Origin of the sequence: Photorhabdus laumondii subsp. laumondii, assembly GCF_003343245.1 — a bacterium.
GTDB lineage: Bacteria > Pseudomonadota > Gammaproteobacteria > Enterobacterales > Enterobacteriaceae > Photorhabdus > Photorhabdus laumondii.
The window spans coordinates 1,416,960-1,435,640 of the sequence record NZ_CP024901.1 but is presented as its reverse complement, the minus strand read 5'-3'; the positions used below and the strand labels follow the sequence as shown (position 1 = coordinate 1,435,640).

17 protein-coding genes are annotated in these 18,681 nt (G+C 42.9%); 13 read left to right on the top strand and 4 right to left on the bottom strand.

Annotation, left to right across the window (positions count from 1 at the left end; translation table 11 throughout):
* Positions 1 to 11: 11 nt before the first annotated feature.
* On the bottom strand, positions 12 to 473 hold the full coding sequence (gene gpt / locus PluTT01m_RS06350; RefSeq protein ID WP_011145566.1) for a xanthine phosphoribosyltransferase: 462 nt from the start codon (positions 471 to 473) through the stop codon (positions 12 to 14).
* 224 nt (positions 474 to 697) lie between these two features.
* On the opposite strand from gpt, the gene pepD reads away from it, so the two are divergent.
* Positions 698 to 2,158: a beta-Ala-His dipeptidase gene (gene pepD, locus PluTT01m_RS06345; RefSeq protein ID WP_011145565.1), complete on the top strand. Its 1,461-nt coding sequence runs from the start codon at positions 698 to 700 to the stop codon at positions 2,156 to 2,158.
* 35 nt (positions 2,159 to 2,193) lie between these two features.
* Here the strand turns inward: pepD and dinB are convergent, their stop codons facing one another.
* A complete protein-coding gene (gene dinB / locus PluTT01m_RS06340; RefSeq protein WP_011145564.1) occupies positions 2,194 to 3,249 on the bottom strand; it encodes a DNA polymerase IV in 1,056 nt (351 codons plus the stop codon).
* A 260-nt stretch (positions 3,250 to 3,509) separates the two neighbouring features.
* On the opposite strand from dinB, the gene PluTT01m_RS06335 reads away from it, so the two are divergent.
* The 5 genes from PluTT01m_RS06335 to PluTT01m_RS06315 all read left to right on the top strand — a co-directional run bounded on the left by PluTT01m_RS06335 (position 3,510) and on the right by PluTT01m_RS06315 (position 9,067).
* Positions 3,510 to 5,810 carry a TonB-dependent hemoglobin/transferrin/lactoferrin family receptor gene (locus PluTT01m_RS06335; protein WP_011145563.1) on the top strand — a complete coding sequence of 767 codons (2,301 nt, stop codon included), beginning with the start codon at positions 3,510 to 3,512 and terminating at the stop codon, positions 5,808 to 5,810.
* Positions 5,811 to 6,257: 447 nt separating this feature from the next.
* Entirely contained in the window at positions 6,258 to 6,380 is a 123-nt protein-coding gene (locus tag PluTT01m_RS27865; RefSeq protein WP_257791351.1) for a hypothetical protein, read from the top strand.
* 1 nt (position 6,381) lies between these two features.
* A complete protein-coding gene (locus PluTT01m_RS06325) occupies positions 6,382 to 7,020 on the top strand; it encodes a LysE family translocator (protein WP_041379975.1) in 639 nt (212 codons plus the stop codon).
* 568 nt (positions 7,021 to 7,588) lie between these two features.
* Complete coding sequence (locus PluTT01m_RS06320) at positions 7,589 to 8,089, top strand: sigma-70 family RNA polymerase sigma factor (RefSeq protein WP_011145560.1); 501 nt, start codon at positions 7,589 to 7,591, stop codon at positions 8,087 to 8,089.
* A 102-nt stretch (positions 8,090 to 8,191) separates the two neighbouring features.
* Positions 8,192 to 9,067 carry a glycerophosphodiester phosphodiesterase family protein gene (locus tag PluTT01m_RS06315; RefSeq protein ID WP_041379974.1) on the top strand — a complete coding sequence of 292 codons (876 nt, stop codon included), beginning with the start codon at positions 8,192 to 8,194 and terminating at the stop codon, positions 9,065 to 9,067.
* Positions 9,068 to 9,233: 166 nt separating this feature from the next.
* Here the strand turns inward: PluTT01m_RS06315 and PluTT01m_RS06310 are convergent, their stop codons facing one another.
* Positions 9,234 to 11,165 carry a sigma 54-interacting transcriptional regulator gene (locus PluTT01m_RS06310; RefSeq protein WP_011145558.1) on the bottom strand — a complete coding sequence of 644 codons (1,932 nt, stop codon included), beginning with the start codon at positions 11,163 to 11,165 and terminating at the stop codon, positions 9,234 to 9,236.
* 277 nt (positions 11,166 to 11,442) lie between these two features.
* Here PluTT01m_RS06310 and PluTT01m_RS06305 point away from each other — a divergent pair, with 277 nt between their 5' ends.
* Genes PluTT01m_RS06305 through PluTT01m_RS06275 form a run of 7 tightly spaced genes read left to right on the top strand, consistent with a single transcriptional unit; the run spans position 11,443 to position 17,339 of the window.
* A complete protein-coding gene (locus PluTT01m_RS06305) occupies positions 11,443 to 11,925 on the top strand; it encodes an MSMEG_0572/Sll0783 family nitrogen starvation response protein (protein ID WP_011145557.1) in 483 nt (160 codons plus the stop codon).
* A gap of 29 nt (positions 11,926 to 11,954) precedes the next feature.
* A complete protein-coding gene (locus PluTT01m_RS06300; RefSeq protein WP_011145556.1) occupies positions 11,955 to 12,962 on the top strand; it encodes a Nit6803 family nitrilase in 1,008 nt (335 codons plus the stop codon).
* A 23-nt stretch (positions 12,963 to 12,985) separates the two neighbouring features.
* Positions 12,986 to 14,083, top strand: a complete 1,098-nt coding sequence (locus PluTT01m_RS06295; protein ID WP_011145555.1) for an MSMEG_0568 family radical SAM protein — start codon at positions 12,986 to 12,988, stop codon at positions 14,081 to 14,083.
* A gap of 12 nt (positions 14,084 to 14,095) precedes the next feature.
* On the top strand, positions 14,096 to 14,659 hold the full coding sequence (locus PluTT01m_RS06290) for an MSMEG_0567/Sll0786 family nitrogen starvation N-acetyltransferase (protein WP_011145554.1): 564 nt from the start codon (positions 14,096 to 14,098) through the stop codon (positions 14,657 to 14,659).
* Positions 14,659 to 15,711 (top strand): sll0787 family AIR synthase-like protein, encoded by a 1,053-nt coding sequence (locus tag PluTT01m_RS06285; protein WP_011145553.1) that lies wholly within the window; start codon positions 14,659 to 14,661, stop codon positions 15,709 to 15,711. Before PluTT01m_RS06290 ends, PluTT01m_RS06285 begins: the two co-directional genes overlap by 1 nt.
* On the top strand, positions 15,699 to 15,989 hold the full coding sequence (locus PluTT01m_RS06280; protein ID WP_011145552.1) for an MSMEG_0570 family nitrogen starvation response protein: 291 nt from the start codon (positions 15,699 to 15,701) through the stop codon (positions 15,987 to 15,989). Before PluTT01m_RS06285 ends, PluTT01m_RS06280 begins: the two co-directional genes overlap by 13 nt.
* Positions 15,990 to 16,001: 12 nt before the next feature.
* Positions 16,002 to 17,339, top strand: a complete 1,338-nt coding sequence (locus PluTT01m_RS06275) for an MSMEG_0569 family flavin-dependent oxidoreductase (RefSeq protein WP_011145551.1) — start codon at positions 16,002 to 16,004, stop codon at positions 17,337 to 17,339.
* 267 nt (positions 17,340 to 17,606) lie between these two features.
* Here the strand turns inward: PluTT01m_RS06275 and PluTT01m_RS06270 are convergent, their stop codons facing one another.
* Positions 17,607 to 18,611, bottom strand: coding sequence for an IS110-like element ISPlu13 family transposase (locus tag PluTT01m_RS06270; protein ID WP_011145548.1), 1,005 nt, complete (start codon positions 18,609 to 18,611; stop codon positions 17,607 to 17,609).
* Between the last annotated feature and the right edge of the window lie 70 nt (positions 18,612 to 18,681).

The following is an 18,681-nucleotide window of genomic DNA, read 5'->3' as shown; positions in this document are numbered from 1 at the left end:
TAATGCTGATTTTATCTACCTTCACAAATGGGTGGAACGAATACTACACCCATATCCCAAGGTTGCTCGATCCAAGTATCTTGAGGAATATCAACAATATAATCATCAACCAACGGTTGGCCTGCCGGCTTTGCAAAAATAGTCACAAAATGGGCTTTGGGATATATTTCACGGATGGCCTGAGCAGTGCCTCCAGTATCAACCAGATCATCCACAACGATGAAACCTTCACCATCGCCTTCTGCTTTTTTCAGAACTTTCAGCTCACGTTGATTATTATGGTCATAGCTGGAAATACAGACTGTATCTACATGACGAATACCCAATTCACGCGCCAAAAGCGCCCCAGGGACAAGACCACCGCGACTCACGGCAATGATGCCTTTCCACTGTTCGACAGGAAGTAAACGTTGTGCCAATTTACGGGCATGTATTTGCAACATATCCCAAGTTACGACATATTTTTCGCTCATAAGAATTGATCCCGACAACTTAAAAATACTTTAGAAAAGCATCTCGCAAAAAAAGTTGCGCGAATTATAGTGACTTAGGTCTGTAAAAACTAGCGGAAACAGGGAATCAATGAATCGTATTATTCTTAACAAAAGTAAAGTGGTATTCTGAGCCCAATAACATCATGGCGTTAAGCGCTCATCATATAGAAACTTAATTGAGATGCAGTCATAGGAGATTCGTCGTGTCAGAACTATCACAATTATCCCCTCAACCTCTATGGGACATCTTTGCCAAAATCTGCTCTATTCCTCACCCTTCTTACCATGAAGAAGCGCTGGCAACCCACATTGTTCAATGGGCGCAAGAAAAAGAGTTGCACGTTGAACGTGATCAAGTCGGCAATATTCTGATCAGAAAGCCAGCCAGTAAAGGGTTGGAAAATCGTAAAGCGGTTGTTTTGCAAGCACATCTTGATATGGTGCCGCAAAAAAACAACGATACAGTGCACGATTTCACTAAAGATCCGATCAGCCCTTATGTTGATGGTGAATGGGTTACTGCCCAAGGTACAACACTGGGGGCCGATAATGGTATTGGCCTGGCATCAGCATTGGCGGTACTGGCTGATGACAATGTAAAACATGGCCCGCTAGAAGTTTTATTGACCATGACGGAAGAAGCCGGAATGGATGGCGCTTTTGGCCTGCAACCGGGCTGGCTTCAAGCTGATATCTTGATCAATACCGATTCAGAAGAAGAAGGGGAAATCTACATGGGTTGTGCTGGAGGTATCGATTTTACCACCACTTTAGCATTGACCCGTGAAGCTGTGCCGGCTCACTATAAAACACTAAAACTGGTCATTAAAGGTCTAAAAGGCGGGCATTCCGGTTGTGATATTCATTTAGGACTGGGTAATGCCAACAAACTATTGGCTCGCTTCCTTGTCGCCCATACTCAGGAATTGGGGCTAAAACTGCTCGACTTCCAAGGCGGTACGCTGCGTAATGCCATTCCTCGTGAAGGCCATGTTATTGTTGCTATTCCTGCCGATAAAGCAGCACAGCTTACCCAACTGAAAGATAACTACTTGGATATACTGAAAAATGAGTATGCCATCGTTGAGAAAAACCTGACTGTATTACTGGAAGAGGTTGAAACCGATATTCAGGCATTAACTGATGATTGCCAAAACCGTTTTATCTCACTGCTAAACAGTACCCCCAATGGTGTTATCCGTATGAGTGATGTCATCAAAGGTGTAGTAGAAACCTCGCTAAACGTGGGCGTTGTTGCAATGGAACAAGATAAAGTGAATATCATTTGCTTAATCCGTTCGCTTATCGACAGCGGCAAGTCCTATATCATCGGTATGCTCTCTTCGCTCGCTAAACTGTCAAATGCCGAGATTTCCGCTAAAGGTGATTACCCCGGCTGGCAGCCAGATGCAAGTTCTCCTGTAATGCACTTAGTAAGTGAAACTTATCAACAGTTATTCGATAAGACACCTAATATTATGGTAATCCATGCAGGGCTGGAATGTGGCCTATTCAAGAAACCTTATCCTGATATGGATATGGTATCTATCGGGCCAACCATTACGGGCGCTCACTCTCCTGACGAACAAGTGCACATCAAAAGTGTCGGGCAATATTGGCAACTGCTGACTGCAATTTTGAAAGCCATTCCTGAAAAGGCTTAATCAGTTCTCCCCTGCCCTATGTGATGGCAGGGGAATTACCATTCAAGCAAGAGTTGCCGCTCAATTTCTGGGTCCTGCAACGTCACGTGCAAACCAACCAAACGAACGCCACGCCCTTCCCGGCGAGATGTCCATGTTTTCTGGGCCAATTGCAGTAAATCCTGCTTATCCAATAATGGATGAACATGCTCCTGAGTGGTGAGTTGAAAATCATCAAATTTCAGTTTAATCCCCTGACGGGCAATCCGCAGATCAGGTTTAACGTTACTCAACCGTTTTTCTAATTCCAGATATAAACTTTCTATCAGTTCAGTGCACTGTTCCCATTGATGAATATCTCTCGCAAGTGTCCGCTCCACACCAATTGATTTTCGCAAACGATCTGGATTCACCAACCGTTCATCAATACCGTGACAACGATCCCAAAGTACCTGACCAAATTTCCCCAACTGTTTCACCAAAACAATGACGTCATATTTTTGTACATCAGAACAGGTTTCCAGCCCCATATTAGCCAGCCGTTGCACCATGACTTTGCCAACCCCCGGAATTTTTCGCAAAGGTAAAACCTTAATAAAATCAGCCACTCGATCAGGAGGAATGACATACTGCCCATTCGGTTTATTAATATCAGAAGCGATTTTTGCCAAAAATTTCACCGGTGCAATACCGGCTGATGCCGTCAATTGTAATTCATCAAAAATGGATTGACGGATCTCCTGTGCGATAAGCGTGGCAGATCCATAACAATGATGGCTATCAGTAACATTCAAATAAGCTTCATCCAATGACAGAGGCTCTATCCACTCAGTATAACGAGACAATATCTGATGGATATGCCGGGAAACCTCCCTATACAGTGCCATACGCCCCGGAAGAACTTTAAGCTGAGGGCAGAGTTTCAGCGCCATTGCAGTAGACATTGCACTACGTACTCCAAAACGACGGGCAGGATAATTAGCGGTACTAATAACACCTCGCCTGTCTGCATTGCCGCCCACAGCAATGGGAATATGACGAAGTGACGGATCATCACGCATTTCAATCGCTGCGTAGAAACAGTCCATATCAATATGAATAATCTTTCGCATTCTGCTTTAGCCTATCAACAACAACTGTATAAACATACATAAAAATAGACTCAAGAGCAATCTAGTAACAATATCGGCTAGTAACACCATCAGAGCGACGGTTAAAAGACACTTTTAGCTCAAATTTGAAAATATCTTGACCAATAAAATAATTAATTAATACCGTTATTAACTTTTCCCTGCCCGATTCCTTGCGTTAAGTGACCTATCCTGTAAGTGCAACTTTTCTATTTAACGACATTCCAAGGATACTAATAACAATGAAAAATAGCGGGAAACCACAAAAAACCTCAGCTACAGCGACTACACAGCCAATTAATCGCACTCTTCATTATGCTTTATCAAGCATAATTATGCTGAGTACGGGCCTGCCAGGTTATCTGGCTGCACAGGAAAATAGAGAGCAAAAATCAAAAGAAAAACCGGAAAAATCAGAGAAAGTCATTACACTTTCTACACTTTCTGTTATTGGTGGATTGAATAACAGCGTCAGTGCCGGAAGCTCGGTATTGAAAAAAGAGGATATTGAACGTACCCAGGCAGATAATATTGCCGAACTGCTTGATCAACTTCCCGGCGTTTCCATGTCAGGATCGCCTCGTCCAGGCGGCCAAACTCTGAATATCTGGGGAATGGGTGATACCGAAGACGTTAAAGTCACCTTAGATGATGCACCGAAAGGCTTCGAGAAATATCTCCAAGGCTCTATCTTTATTGAACCCGAATTAATCAAGCGAGTCGATGTCGATAAAGGCCCACATAATCTACTTGATGGTAATGGCGGATTTGGCGGAACGGTTAAAGTTGTGACCAAAGATGCCAGTGATTTATTACGGCCCGGAGAAGATTTTGGCGGATTGCTGAAATACAGTTATCACACCAATGATCGCCAAAATATTTATAGCAGCGCAGTCTATGGCCGAACAATAGAGGGCTTTGCTGACGGTCTGCTATATATGAGCAAACGAGATGGCGGCAATATTAAACGACCGGATGGCACCCGTTTTGCGTTCTCTAAAAGTGATCAGGCATCCTATTTACTGAAAACGAATTTTTACCTGAACGATGCTAATACATTGACACTTTCCGCTATCCGCTCTGATTCTGATGGCTGGCAGCCGTGGGCAGCAAAACGTGATGAGATAGCTGTTCCGTCAGAAGCCGACATTGAAAAATATGGTTGGAATGAAGCCTGGCGCCGGAAGTTAGTTTATCGTGATCAAACAGACCAAAATTACACAGCTAAATGGAATATTGCACCAGAAGACAATCCGTTACTTAACCTGACAGCAACCTATGCCTATTCGAAAACAGAACAGCATGATAAACGCTCTGAAAAAGCCCACAGCGGTTTTCTTGGTTCATTAGGAAATGAAAGCTGGATCGACTATGTAGATAACTTAGCAGATATAAATAACAAAAGTGCTTTTATAACCGGACCAATAGAGCACACATTATTAGTTGGAGTTCGTTGGCATAAAAATCAACGGAATACCCTTATCCATGATAAAAGTAAAGACAAAAAACCTGAATATAATTATGGCTATTTTCAGCCAACCTATATGCCTTCAGGCGAGCAAAAAACGAATAGTTTCTATTTGCAGGATGCAATGGTTATCGGCGATGTTACTTTGACACCCGGTGTTCGCTATGACCATATCACCAATATTGGCAAACCCAATATCGCGGCAATCTACAATAATAATTCACCAAATATAGGGCACGATTACCGCAGTGTTACTTATACTGGCTGGTCTCCTCATTTTGGTATCATGTGGAAAGCAACACAAAACCTGTCACTATTTTCAGATATCAGCCGGACATGGCGCGCTCCGTTGGTGGATGAACAGTATGAAATGCAATATGCCCGGGCAAGTGTTACTGCCACCAGCCGTAACTTGGATGTAGAAAGAATAACGGGTTTACGCTTCGGTGCGATTCTGAATTTCAATAACCTACTGGCAGACCAAGATAATTTGCAAATCCGTACAACTTTATTCCGTAATAGAGGCAAGGATGAAATATTTACCCGTCGCGGAATAGTATGTAAATCACCGGATTGCGGAAAACCTTTATCCAACTACCGTAATTTACCGGGATATACCATTCAAGGATTGGAAATCGAGACTTTCTACGACAGCAATTCCTTGTTCGGCAAACTTTCTTATTCGACTATCCGTGGTCAGAGAGATGCTTCACCTCGCGATCCTTGGGGTAATAAAACCTGGATTGCGGAAATTCCACCCACCTCCGCCCGCGCCATGTTAGGGGTAAAAATCCCTCAATGGCAGATGGCAATAGGCTGGACCGGAGATTTTATCCGTAAACAGGACAGATCGCCGAAAGATGGAGATCCCATGGCAACACTCTGGTCAATACCCAAAAGCAAAGGTTATGCACTGCATGGCGTATTCGCCAGTTGGCAACCCAATTTCTGGCAAGGTCTTGAAGCACGTGTCACGGTAAATAACTTGTTTAATCGTGATTATCGCCCATACCTCGGTGAATCGGTTTCCGGGGTTGGACGTAACATTAAATTCAGTATTTCCCAGAAGTTTTGATTTCTCACCTGATAGTTCCCTCTATTTGAGGGAACTCAGACTGCTGACCATTCAACTCTCCAAGTTTCTTTCTCACCCTGACGTTGAAATATCGCAACTGATTGCTCTTCTGAAAAATCACACTTATTTAGCTGAATTAATTATTATTTTTATTTAATAATCATAATTACCTTGATTGATAAATTAGTCATTTCTTTATTAAAGAAGGTATATTGTCGTCAGAATGGACACCTGTTAAATTAAGACTCTTGTTATTTTATCGTATGGTTCATCTTATTTAGTTTTTTTGCGTCACATGATTTAATTATCCTTTTAACAAACTTATTTATTTTGGCCATTCGAGTAAAGCAATTTGTTCCTAGTGTTTTAGCGATGCAACTGGGTAAAAAAATACTGGGACATGGATTTGATAAATATTTGAACGCCCCGAGCATAGGACGGATTGGAATGGCATTTTATGAAGCAGAAAATGAGCCACCTCGTGTAGCTGATTATTTTGAAAGTGTGTTTAAAAACATCAATGATTTGCGGCAACGCTGTTCACCTTATCCGCTGTCATTCTGGAGTTAATATGTTGTATAACTATTGGGGGGAATTTCTAGGACTGGCGGTGATTCATTTTCTGGCAGTAGTAGCACCGGGGCCAGATTTCGCGGTTACCATACGACAAAGTGTGAGGTTTGGTCGCTGGGCTGGGATGTGTACGGCAGTGGGTATCGGAGCGGGAATATCAGTACATGTCATCTATACACTAGTGGGGGTTAGTGCATTAATGCATACCACTCCGTGGTTAATGGAATTAGCAAAACTTGTTGGCGGAACTTACATCATATGGCTCGGTATCAAATTTATCAGGAGTAAGCCTACCGATTTGGCTGTCTTAGAGAATGAGGGAATTGTTCAAGCTTCACAGAGTAGATGGAAAGCATTTCTGATGGGGTTTATGACAAACGCCCTTAATCCTAAGGCGACGTTGTTCTTTTTGGCCGTTTTCACGACTGTGGTGAGTAGCAATACACCTATCCTGATACAAATGTTTTATGGGGTTTGGATGTGTGTGGTCAATGCGGTATGGTTTGTATTGGTCAGTGTTATTTTTTCTAATACATTGATTCGTAATAAATTTATACGGAAAGGGTATTGGTTCGAGCGGGTGATGGGACTGGTGCTGATCGGATTTGCTGTTCGGTTATTATTTATGTCTGTTTGAATTTCTCCAAAATAGGGATTGGCAACGAACGTCTCAATACTGATATACAACTTGTTCGGTAATAGACGAAATGATTACTGTCATCAGCATGAAAACGTATAAAAAGATATATACCCTATGGATTTCAAGATGCATCGCGACGGCAAAGGAGTGAATCCCCAGGAGCATAGCAAGCTATGTAACTGGGGTGAGCGAGTGCAGCCAACAAAGAAGCAACTTGAAAGATAACGGGTATATTTAGTTAGCCCAGTCATTTTGCTACCTTATTAATCAATTTAAAACCCATCCTTCCTAATGTTTTCTCGTTCAATGTCGGTATGATGTTGAATTTTCTACCCGCTTTGAAAAAACCTAATCACAGCCTTTTACCTTTAATGATTAAAGTTTTATCTGTTTTTTCATGACACACTTGCACTTTTTCTCGATTTTAAAAACCCTTCCGGTTGCAGCAAAATGCCATAAGGGAATTCACTTAAAGCCAACAGCTTGACAGACGATGATCATATGAAAATAATAATCATTTTCATTTATAAAAATTGTTGGAAATCATAATACCAACACCAAAGACATGCCTAAAATTAATAGTTCTGCGCAACAATTTTACTTTGAACATCATGACTGGTTATATAACTGGCTACGCCGTAAAGTCCCTTGCCCTTGCCATGCGGAGGATCTCACGCAGGATACTTTCCTGAACGTTCTATCAAATTCAAATTTGTCAGACATCCGCCAGCCACGGTCTTTTCTAGCAACCGTGGCCCGTTGCCTGGTTGCCAACTATTACCGTCGAAAAAAGAACGAGGAGAGCTATTTGGAATATATAAACTCGACACCAGAAATGACCATGCCCTCTGCTGAAAGCAGAATCGCTACATTTGAACAGCTTGAAAAACTTGAGATCACTCTTGATAAATTGCCAGTTCAAGTAAAAAGCGCTTTTTTACTGGCACAGCTACAAGGACTACGTTATAGCGAAATAGCTGATCAACTTCAGGTTTCTTCCAGCTCAGTAAAACAGTATTTGCAACGAGCACATAACAAATGTAAAAAAATTCAAATTCTCACTTAAAATTCAAAAAACCGTGTTACATTCAAAATTGATTTCATGAAGAAATCATTAATAAAGTTGATTATTTTAACTTAGTTATAATTGGATATTATGGAGAAAACGATGCGACACGGAATTACCGCTGCAATCCTACTTTGTTGCTCTGCCAGCACTTTCGCAACACCACCACAAATTATCGCTCATCGTGCCGGTACAGGTGATGCACCTGAAAATACTGAGTACGCAATTTCTAACTCCTTAGAGAATAAAGCAGATGCTATTTGGATCACTGTCCAGCTTTCAAAGGATGGTATTCCCGTACTCTATCGTCCAACAGACCTAAATAGCTTGACCAATAAAAGTGGACTCGTTTCTGCTTATAAAGCAAGTCAGTTGGCTAAATTTGATGCTGGTTACAAATTTGGCTCTGATGGTCATCATCCATTCCGTAATAAAGGGTTAGGTATTCCAACATTAGAACAAGTCTTAAAAAAATACCCAGATACTTTTTTCTATATTGATCTGAAATCACCGGATGCGGATCCAGCACAACAAGCCAAAGCACTAGAAAAAGTACTGACCAAACAAAAATCGCTTGCCCGTACCCGTTTCTATTCCACTAACGAAACTTACCTTAACGCATTACCCGCAACAATTCAGCGTTTTGAAAGCCGGGATAAAACCCGCACCATGCTGGCAAATATCACAATGGCTCATCAATGTGATATCCCTGCAAATACCGACACCACTCGCTGGTATGGTTTGGAAATGCGCCGTAACGTAGAAGTTGTTGAGAAATATACTCTTGGTGAGGCACGTTCCAAATCAGTATTATCATGGGATAAGGAAGCGATGGCGTGTTTCCGTGCTAATGGTGGCGCTAACATCATTCTCTTTGGCATTAAAACTGAGGAAGATTTCAAACAAGCTAAAGAGCTTGGTGCCGATGGTGTACTGGTGGATTCTCCCAAGCTGTTCAGTACCTTTAAAACAAAATAAGAATTTGAGGTTCCCAGAAAGAAACTCCCCCAGTAACTATTTTTAAGGAACGCTTTACCCCATACAGACAAAATCTTATATAGACAAAACAAGGCAGAACCCGCAGTTTTTTGCGGGTTTTTCCATTGGTAAATAAGGCGCATTTTCCAAACTCAAGATGAGATTTTTAATAATCAACTCCTAATTTCTTTAAGCGTGAGATCAATGTCGTTGGGTTCATTCCCAACAATTTTGCTGCGCCATCATCACCAAAAATTTTACCTTTGCATTGTTTAACGGCAAGAGAGAAATTTTTAATTTCCAAGTCCTTCAGTTGCTGCATGGTCAGCACAACTTCAATGTGTTGAAGTTTATTGTGAATATTCTGATGCGTCGTTTCATTTTGCTGTTGATCTTGTTCTAGCAAATATTTAAACGAAACCGTGCCTTGTTTCGCTATAATGAGTGCGCGTTCAATGACATTTTGTAATTCACGAATATTACCAGGCCAATCATATTGCTGTAATTCTAAAATATGCCTTTGTGAAAATGGGAGATAATTAATTTTACGCTTGTCACAAATCAACTTAGTAAAATGCGTAACTAAAAGTGGAATATCTTCTTTACGGTCACGTAAAGCCGGTGAATAAATCGGGAATACATTTAAACGGAAATAGAGGTCTTCACGAAAACGTTTGTGTTTAACTTCTTCTTTTAAATTGCGGTTGGTGGCGGCAATAATCCGCACATCCACATGTCGCGTTTTTTCTTCGCCGACTCGCTCAAAGGTTCCTTCCTGCAATACACGCAGCAATTTACTTTGTAGCTCGATAGGAATTTCACCAATTTCATCTAAAAACAGTGTGCCTTGGTCTGCCAATTCAAAACGTCCGGCACGGTCACGCACAGCCCCGGTAAATGCACCTTTAACATGTCCGAAAAATTCACTTTCAAACAGTTCCGAAGGAATGGCGGCACAATTGACTCGAATAAGTGGTTGCTGTTTACGGTGACTGGATTGGTGAATAGCACGAGCAATCAGCTCCTTGCCTGTACCTGATTCACCATAAATCATCACATTGGCATCGGTTGGAGCGACCACCTTGATTTTCTCAATAATCTGTAAAATGGATGCACTTCTGCCAATAATTTCATCATATTGATTTTCATGTAAAATTTCTTCTTGCAGATATTCATTTTGCTGTTCCAGTCGACTTTTTAAATCTTGTAGTTCTTCAAGGGCATGGGTCAGTTGTTTTTCGGTATTCAGCCGATCGGTAATATCACGGAACACCACTACCGCGCCAATAATTTCACTGTCACGAATCACTGGGGTACTGGTAAATTCCACCGGAAAGCAACTACCGTCACGACGCCAAAAAATTTCCTGCACCCCTTCGTGCACAATACCGTCATGTACCGCCGCGTAAATCGGGCACTCTTCTTCAGGATAGGGTTCGCCATTTTCATGGGTATGGTGATGAACGTTATGGATATTGTCACTCAATACATCTTCAGGTTGCAGCCCCAACATTTTAGCCCCGACAGGGTTAATAAAGGTACACAAGCCTTGTTTGTTAATACTGTAAATACCGTCACCGACTGAACTCAGTAATAAATGCTTGCCTGTGTCAGAGTCAATAAACAGCTCTTGTAAGGCTTGCGATTCTTTTAAACCTATACGAATGGCTTTATCGGCATTTTTATTGAGTTGGCGCAATGCTAAATCTTTGACATCCACCAGCGACCATATCAGCAAGGTTTTATTTTTATAAGACAATGAAACAGCAGTAATATCCAATTGGATTTTTTCACCGTTTCTATCAAAGATATACAACTCATTGTTCCAGGCCCGACCTTTTACCAAAGCTTCTTCGGTAAATGCCATAAGATATGGCAGTTGTCTGAAATGACCAAAAATGGAAGTCACCGTTTTTTGAATAATTTCATGACGTTCATATTGTAATAATTGGGTGGCGCTAATATTCACATCAATAAACTGGTTTTGATGTGGATCTAGCACAATTAATGCCTGTGACGTGTGTTCAAATACCAGCGGGCGAATCGAGTCTTCGTAAACTACCCAGTCCGAGATAAAGTCAGTTACTATACCTGTCATCTTTCAAGTTGCCTCTTAAAATCCATAGGGTATATGAAATTTCATAATTTAAGCGATTAAATTTCATAATACTACGAAAAATCCTAATTCCCTAGTCGTTCAATTTATCTCCATGGAAACTATTTTTATAAAAATTAAATGATATTTTTCAATGTGATAAAAATTAACTTCCACTCCAAAATACAACTTGGCACAGTTCTCGCAATAATTTCTCGCAATAGTACAGACAGACTACATGTTGGTTCATTCCCAAATAACATTGAACGAGGAGTTGGTCATGCCAAAGATTGATATCGAGCAATATAAAGACGGCGATTTTCTTGTTGATTACGAAGAAAAAGTGTTTGAGGACGTCAAAGCCCTGCCAGGTGAAAAAGCATTGGTGACTTTCCATACCGTTGCATTTGAAGGATCAGCCGGCTTGGTCAATGTGTTACAGGCAAAACGTCTGTTGCGCAAAGGCTTTGAAACCAAAATTTTGCTTTACGGCCCAGGCGTGCAGTTGGGTGTACAACGGGGTTTTCCAACTTTAGGGGCAGAAGCTTTTCCAGGTCATTTAGCCGTCAACAATCAGTTGAAAGCCTTTATGGAAGAAGGTGGCGAAGTCTATGCCTGCCGTTTTGCATTACAAGCATTTTATGGTCAAACCGAAAAAGCGCTTATTCCGGGAATTCGGCCAATTAATCCATTGGATGTGATGGATTTAAGACTGCTGATGCGTCGCGACAATGCCTTAGTCATTGATACCTGGACTGCCTAAGTAAACATAAACCACGAGGGGATAAGGTTATGAACCGAATCATTAAAGCCGCCGCAGTACAATGTAGCCCAGTGCTTTATAGTCAAGCCGCAACAGTAAAAAAAATCTGTGGCATTATTTTAGAGCTTGGAAAACAGGGAGTGCAATTCGCAGTCTTTCCTGAAACCGTCGTGCCTTATTACCCTTATTTCTCCTTTGTACAACCGCCATTTGCTATGGGTAAAGAGCATTTAAAGCTATTAAATGAATCGGTGGTTGTACCTTCCGAAGCAACTTTAGCGATTGGTCAAGCCTGTCTTGAAGCCAACATGGTGGTATCGATTGGCACTAATGAACGTGCGGGCAGTACGATTTATAACGCGCAACTGTTATTTAATGCCGACGGTTCAATCATTCAGCATCGCCGCAAAATTACCCCAACTTACCATGAACGCATGGTGTGGGGACAAGGTGATGGCAGTGGTTTACGTGCCATTAATTCTGCGGTAGGGCGTATTGGTTCGCTGGCCTGTTGGGAACATTACAACCCGTTGGCACGTTTTGCCTTAATGGCAGATGGTGAGCAAATTCATGCCGCCATGTTTCCCGGTTCATTGGTAGGGCAAGTCTTTGCCGATCAAATCCGCGCAACCATTCAACACCATGCTTTAGAGTCTGGCTGCTTTGTGATCAACGCCACCGCATGGCTGCATCCCGAACAGCAACGGCAGATTATGCAGGATACTGGCTGTGATATCGGTCCAATTTCAGGCGGATGTTTTGCCGCCATCGTTTCTCCCGAAGGCAAGCTCCTGGCTGAACCGATCACACAAGGTGAAGGTTATTGTATTGCCGATCTGGACTTTAGCCTGATTGATAAACGCAAACGCATGATGGATTCGATTGGACATTACAGCCGACCTGAATTACTCAGCTTAATGATTGATCGCCGTCCAACACACGTATTACACGAACTGAAAGTCGAAACATCAGTTCAAAGTCATCCCGAAAAGCTCTCAACATTTAATGAAGAACATGTCGAAACCATATTGATGTAAACCCAATCGATAGGGGGTTAAAGATGTCTGCAATACAACGATTAACCGATTTGCAACTATTAACCGATTTACAATGTAATGGTCTGAAATGGGAAGGCAATTTTGGCTTGTCTCGTAAAGGTGGCGCAGGGCCAAGCGATCATAAAGCGCTGAGCCTTGACGGGCAGACCATGATGATTCCTGTGCTGAACCTTGCAGTACAAGATTCTCCCTACACCGCCAAGCCTGAACCGCACTCTGACAAGGTGATTGTCTTTAAAAACCGGATTCCTGTGGCGACCTTAACTGCACCTGCACGACCCCGTTTTTATGATTTAAAAACCGCCGAAGGCATTGCCTACCAACAAATTGCCACCTTACATAGCCGTGATGTGCTGGCGACAACGGTGTTACAGCATTGCATTCGTATGAAGGACAAAGCAACTGCCTGCCAATTTTGCTCGATTGATCAGTCTTTAAAAGAGGGTCGAACCTTGATCCGTAAACGCCCGGAACAATTGGCTGAGGTCGCGAAAGCCGCCGTTGAGCTGGATGGCGTTAAGCAAATGGTGATCACCACAGGTACGCCAAACACAGGAGATCGTGGTGCCAAGATTTTATATGACTCAGTTAAAGCGATTAAGGCGCAAGTCGATTTGCCAATACAGGTACAGTGCGAACCACCTGATGATTTTGCCTGGTTCCAACGTTTAAAAGATGCAGGAGCGGTGTCGATTGGCATGCACCTTGAGGCGGTAAGCGAACGTGTACGGCAGAAAATGATGCCGGGTAAAGCCGAAGTCTCGTTGGAAAAATATTTTGCGGCGTTTGAGGCAGCCGTTGCGGTGTTCGGCCGAGGACAGGTCAGTACCTACATTTTGGCCGGTTTGGGCGATACCGAACTGGAAATCGTGGAGATGAGCGCCAAACTGACTGAAATGGGGGTGTATCCATTTGTGGTACCGTTTGTGCCGATTCGAGGTACACCATTAGAGCATCACCCTAAACCTGATCAAGCTTTTATGCAGTCGCTCTATCCGAAAATCGGACAACAACTCAAACAACATGGTTTGAACTCGGAAAATACTCAAGCCGGCTGTGCCAAATGTGGCGCTTGCTCTTCGCTAAAAGCGTATGAATAAGGAGAATGTGATATGAAACTTTCTCACTATCCTTGGCTGCTTGAGCCAAATGAAGGGCGGAAACAATTTGTTAGCGATGACATTGCCATCAAAATTGTGTCGGAAGATTGGGAGCGTCGCCAATATTATCGTTTGCGTGAAATGACCTTTCGCGATGAACAGAAAATCTTGCAAGAAGATCGTGACGAATACGATGTTAAAGCATTAGGCATTGTTGCCATTGAGAAAATGTTGGGTGCGCATGATCGAGTGATTGGCGCAGTACGGATTTTCCCGGATGGCGAACAGACATGGTATGGCGGGCGTTTATGCGTAGAACCTTTATATCGACGTCGCCATATCATTGGTAAAGCGTTAATCAATACCGCGGTATCGACCGCCAAGCACTTAGGATGCCGTACTTTTTTAGCCACCGTGCAAAGTCAAAATGAACACTATTTCCAAAGGTTGTGTTGGGATAGTTTGCGTCAGTTAACCATTGCCAACATTCCACATGTGCTGATGCAGGCACAGATTGAAAACTATCCATTACCGCATGTCCCAATGCAAGCCTATATGCAAAAGGAGACGCAGTGATGAAACTCAATCAATTACTCGAAATGTTAAAACATACACCTGCAATGCAGTCCAAGCAGGCGATTGCTCACAATGTTTCAATTGACACAACTTGCCATATGGATTCATTGGATAGCTTATATGCCTATCCCGGAGATGACACGGCGGCAGTGTCGCTAAATGGTCAATATGTATTGCACGCCTGTGAAGGCATGTTACCAAGCTTTGTGACCAATCATCCTTACTTTGCCGGATGGTCAGCAGTCATGGCGAATATTAGTGATATTGCCGCAATGGGTGGTCGGGCATTGTCGGTGGTGAACAGTTTTTGGCATACCAGTAGCGAACATGCCCAGTTGTTAATGCAAGGTATGCAGGATGCTTGTCGTGCTTATGGTGTGCTATTGGTCGGTGGACATACCAATATTGGGGTGGTTTATCAGCCTACTTTATCCGTTGCGATTCAAGGCATAGCACGAAAACTACTCTCGGTGTTGCATGTCAAACCACAACAAAAAATTCTGATTGCTTTAAATCTGAAAGGACAATTCCACCCCAATACCCCTTATTGGAAATGCTTTGAGCGAGTGTCTGACCGCATTTTACAGTCACAAATTGCCTTGTTGCCGCAATTGGCGGAGGCAAATCTGGTTCATGCCGCCCGCGATATTAGCAACGCCGGTATCTTAGGCAGTTTATTGATGCTGCTCGAAGCCACAGCATCGGGGGCACATATCAATTTAGATACCATTCCTAAACCTGAGAATGTGGACTGGTTTAAATGGCTCCAAATCTTCCCCAGTTTTGGTTTTTTACTGACGGCCGATACAAATGAATGTGAAGAAATTATTAAGCTGTTTCACCGTCAGGGTATTGCCTGCGCGGTGATTGGTGAAACCAATGCCAGTGGTGTGGTTGCCGTGCAGCAACAGCAGCAATACGGAATATTTTGGGATTTTAACCACCAAATGTTTACCGGTTTTTGTTATGCCGATGCGTTAAAAAAGTTACAGGCTAAATCCGTACAGATTAAACCTAAAAGTCAGCAGGAGTCGATGTTATGCCCAGTGTGAATTTTACTGTGAAATGGCCTAATGGGGAGCTGATTCAATATTACTCACCCTCAACGGTGATTTATGAATATCTGTCCATTGGTCAGCATTACCCAAGTATGCAGTTCTTGCATCAAGTTGAAAATGGTCTGCATGCCGCATCGGAAAGGGTACGGGCACGTTATGGCTTTTTCTGTAGTTCAGCCGTGGACAATCTGGCGATAATCAAACGCCAAGCCAAATTCTTCGGGTTAAGTCCGGAAGATCAAATTGAAATTATCGAAATGACGAATCAATGAGAGGGATATTCCATGTTAAGTATCCAAAATCAAATGTTACAGCCAAATTATGATGTGGTGATTATTGGTGGCGGTCAGGCTGGTCTATGTATCAGTCACTATTTGCAAAAAGCGGGTATTGACCATGTGGTATTGGAAAAAGAATCCGAGTTGACCCATAGCTGGTGCCATAAACGTTGGAATAATTTCACTTTGGTGACACCAAACTGGCAGTGTCTATTGCCTGAACACCCTTATCAGGGGAACGACCCTGACGGCTTTATGAAAAAGCACGAAATTGTGGCATATCTTGACGAATTTATTGAAAAAACTAATCCTCCCGCCATTTTAAATATTCAGGTAGAACATGTGAAAAAAGTGGCAGCGCATGAGTTTGTCATTGAAACCAATCACGGTACAACCACAGCCAAACAGCTTGTCGTTGCAGCAGGCGGGTATCACACCCCGATTTATCCAAAATTAAGTGATACCTTGCCTAACCATGTGAAAGTGATGCATTCGGAAGAGTATTTAAATGTAGAGCAACTGCCTAAAGGTGCGGTGCTGGTGGTCGGGTCAGGACAATCCGGTGCACAGATTGCCGAAGATTTACATCTGGCAGGCAAAAAAGTCTATTTATCGACAGGCAATGCACCACGTTGTGCTCGCTTCTATCGCGGCAAAGATGTGGTGAAATGGCTGTTTGATATGGGGTATTACGAAACGACTGTCAAACATCATCGTTATAGTGAAGAGGTACGTAACAGTACTAACCACTATGTCACAGGGCGTGACGGCGGGCGTGATATTGACCTGCGTAAATTTGCCTTAGAAGGTATGCAACTGTTCGGACATTTTGATGACTTTAAAGAGGGTCAATTCTGGTTTAAACCAAATTTATCAGAAAACCTGGACCTTGCCGATGCTACTTATAATCGTATTAATGCCTCGATTGATGAGTATTTAGAGAAAAACAATATTGCAACCGATGAACCTGCATCGGTATATCAACCGGTTTGGCAGCCTGAGCAGGAAATCACACACATTGATTTAGCAAAAGAAAATATGACTTCCGTGATTTGGTGTATTGGTTTTAAACCAGACTATTCATGGCTTGATTTAGATATTTTTCAAACCAATGGTTATCCCAAACATGACCGTGGTATTACTATCGATCCGAATGTCACATTTATTGGTTTGCCGTGGTTATATACATGGGGTTCTGGACGTTTTCTGGGGATCGATCAGGATGCCGCCTATGTGGTGCAACATATTGAGCAACAAATAAGTCAGCAAAATATACATATGCCACCTACTCTAATTAAAGGTGCTAAATCTAAAATCAAAGATAAAAGAATATCTCAAATGTGAAATTCCTAACTTCACCTGACAGAATATTTTTAAACACTCATTTTGATGAATTTTTGGCTTGCTTAAATCTATCCGGCGTCACTGTAGGCAAGGAGCCTGCGCCTCGATGAGTTCCGCGCCTGATGAACCTTAAAACCTTGTCGGCTTGAAAGAGCCATTTTTTATGTTAGGTTTCTCATCAGGCCGGTAGGCCGTTCATGTCATCAATAATCAGTCTTCGCAAAACCAGTGGGGTAACATTTAAATAGGTTCACAATGACGCCAGCTTTAGGCGACAAATACCGTGTGTTGTGTCGTAATGGCCCACGCTATCCGGGCGAGTTTATTAGCCAATGCACAGGCCACGATATTAGAGTGCTTTCGTTCAAGCTGCTGCTTAACCCAGTCAGCCAGTTTTCCCTGCCGGTGTTCAATCTGTTGCATGAATGACCGGGCGCAGAGTACCAACAGTTGCCGGAGCGTCTTATTACCCCGTTTACTGATACCCAATAAGGTCGTCCTTCCCCCGGTGCTGTACTGGCGGGGAACCAAACCCGTCGAGGCCGCAAAATCCCGGCTGCGAGAATATTGTTTTCCATCACCCAGTTGTGAGGAAAGCACACTCGCCGTGATGGGACCAATACCGGGGATCGTCATCAGCCGTTGTCCGGTATCATCCTGAATGATTTCCTGTGACAGTGCGGTCTCAATCTCGGTGATTTGCCCAACCAGATAGTGATAATGCGCCTGTAACCGTAGTAATATTTGCGCCAAATAAGGTGGAAGAGGATGTTCGGCCAAAACAGTGGAGAGTCGTTTTATCACGGCAATCCCCTTGGGCATACTGATGCCAAACTCAAGCAGGAAAGCTTGCATCTGATTGGTGGTTTTGACTTTATCCCGGACCAGTGATTCCCGGACACGATGCAACGCTCGCATGGCTTGTTGGGCTTCCGTTCTGGGCTGAACAAAACGCATTGAAGGTCGTGAGGCGGCTTCACAGATGGCTTCCGCGTCAATAAAATCATTCTTGTTACTTTTGACAAAAGGACGGACAAACTGCGGTGAAATCAGCTTAGCCTCATGCCCCAAATCAGCGATCCGCCTTGCCATGAAATGCGCGCCAGCACAGGCTTCCATCACAACCGTTGCCGGAGAGCAATCGGCTAAGAATTCCATCAATTTAGTTCGGGTGAATTTTTTACGTAGCAGAGCTTTTCCCGATGGCTCCTGACAATGGACATGAAAAGAATGTTTGCCGAGATCGATGCCAATCAGTGCGATAGTGTTCATGATGGTAGCCTCTTATCAAAGATAATCACTCTGCTAATATACTGCCGTTAGAGTGAGGGGAACCATCTCA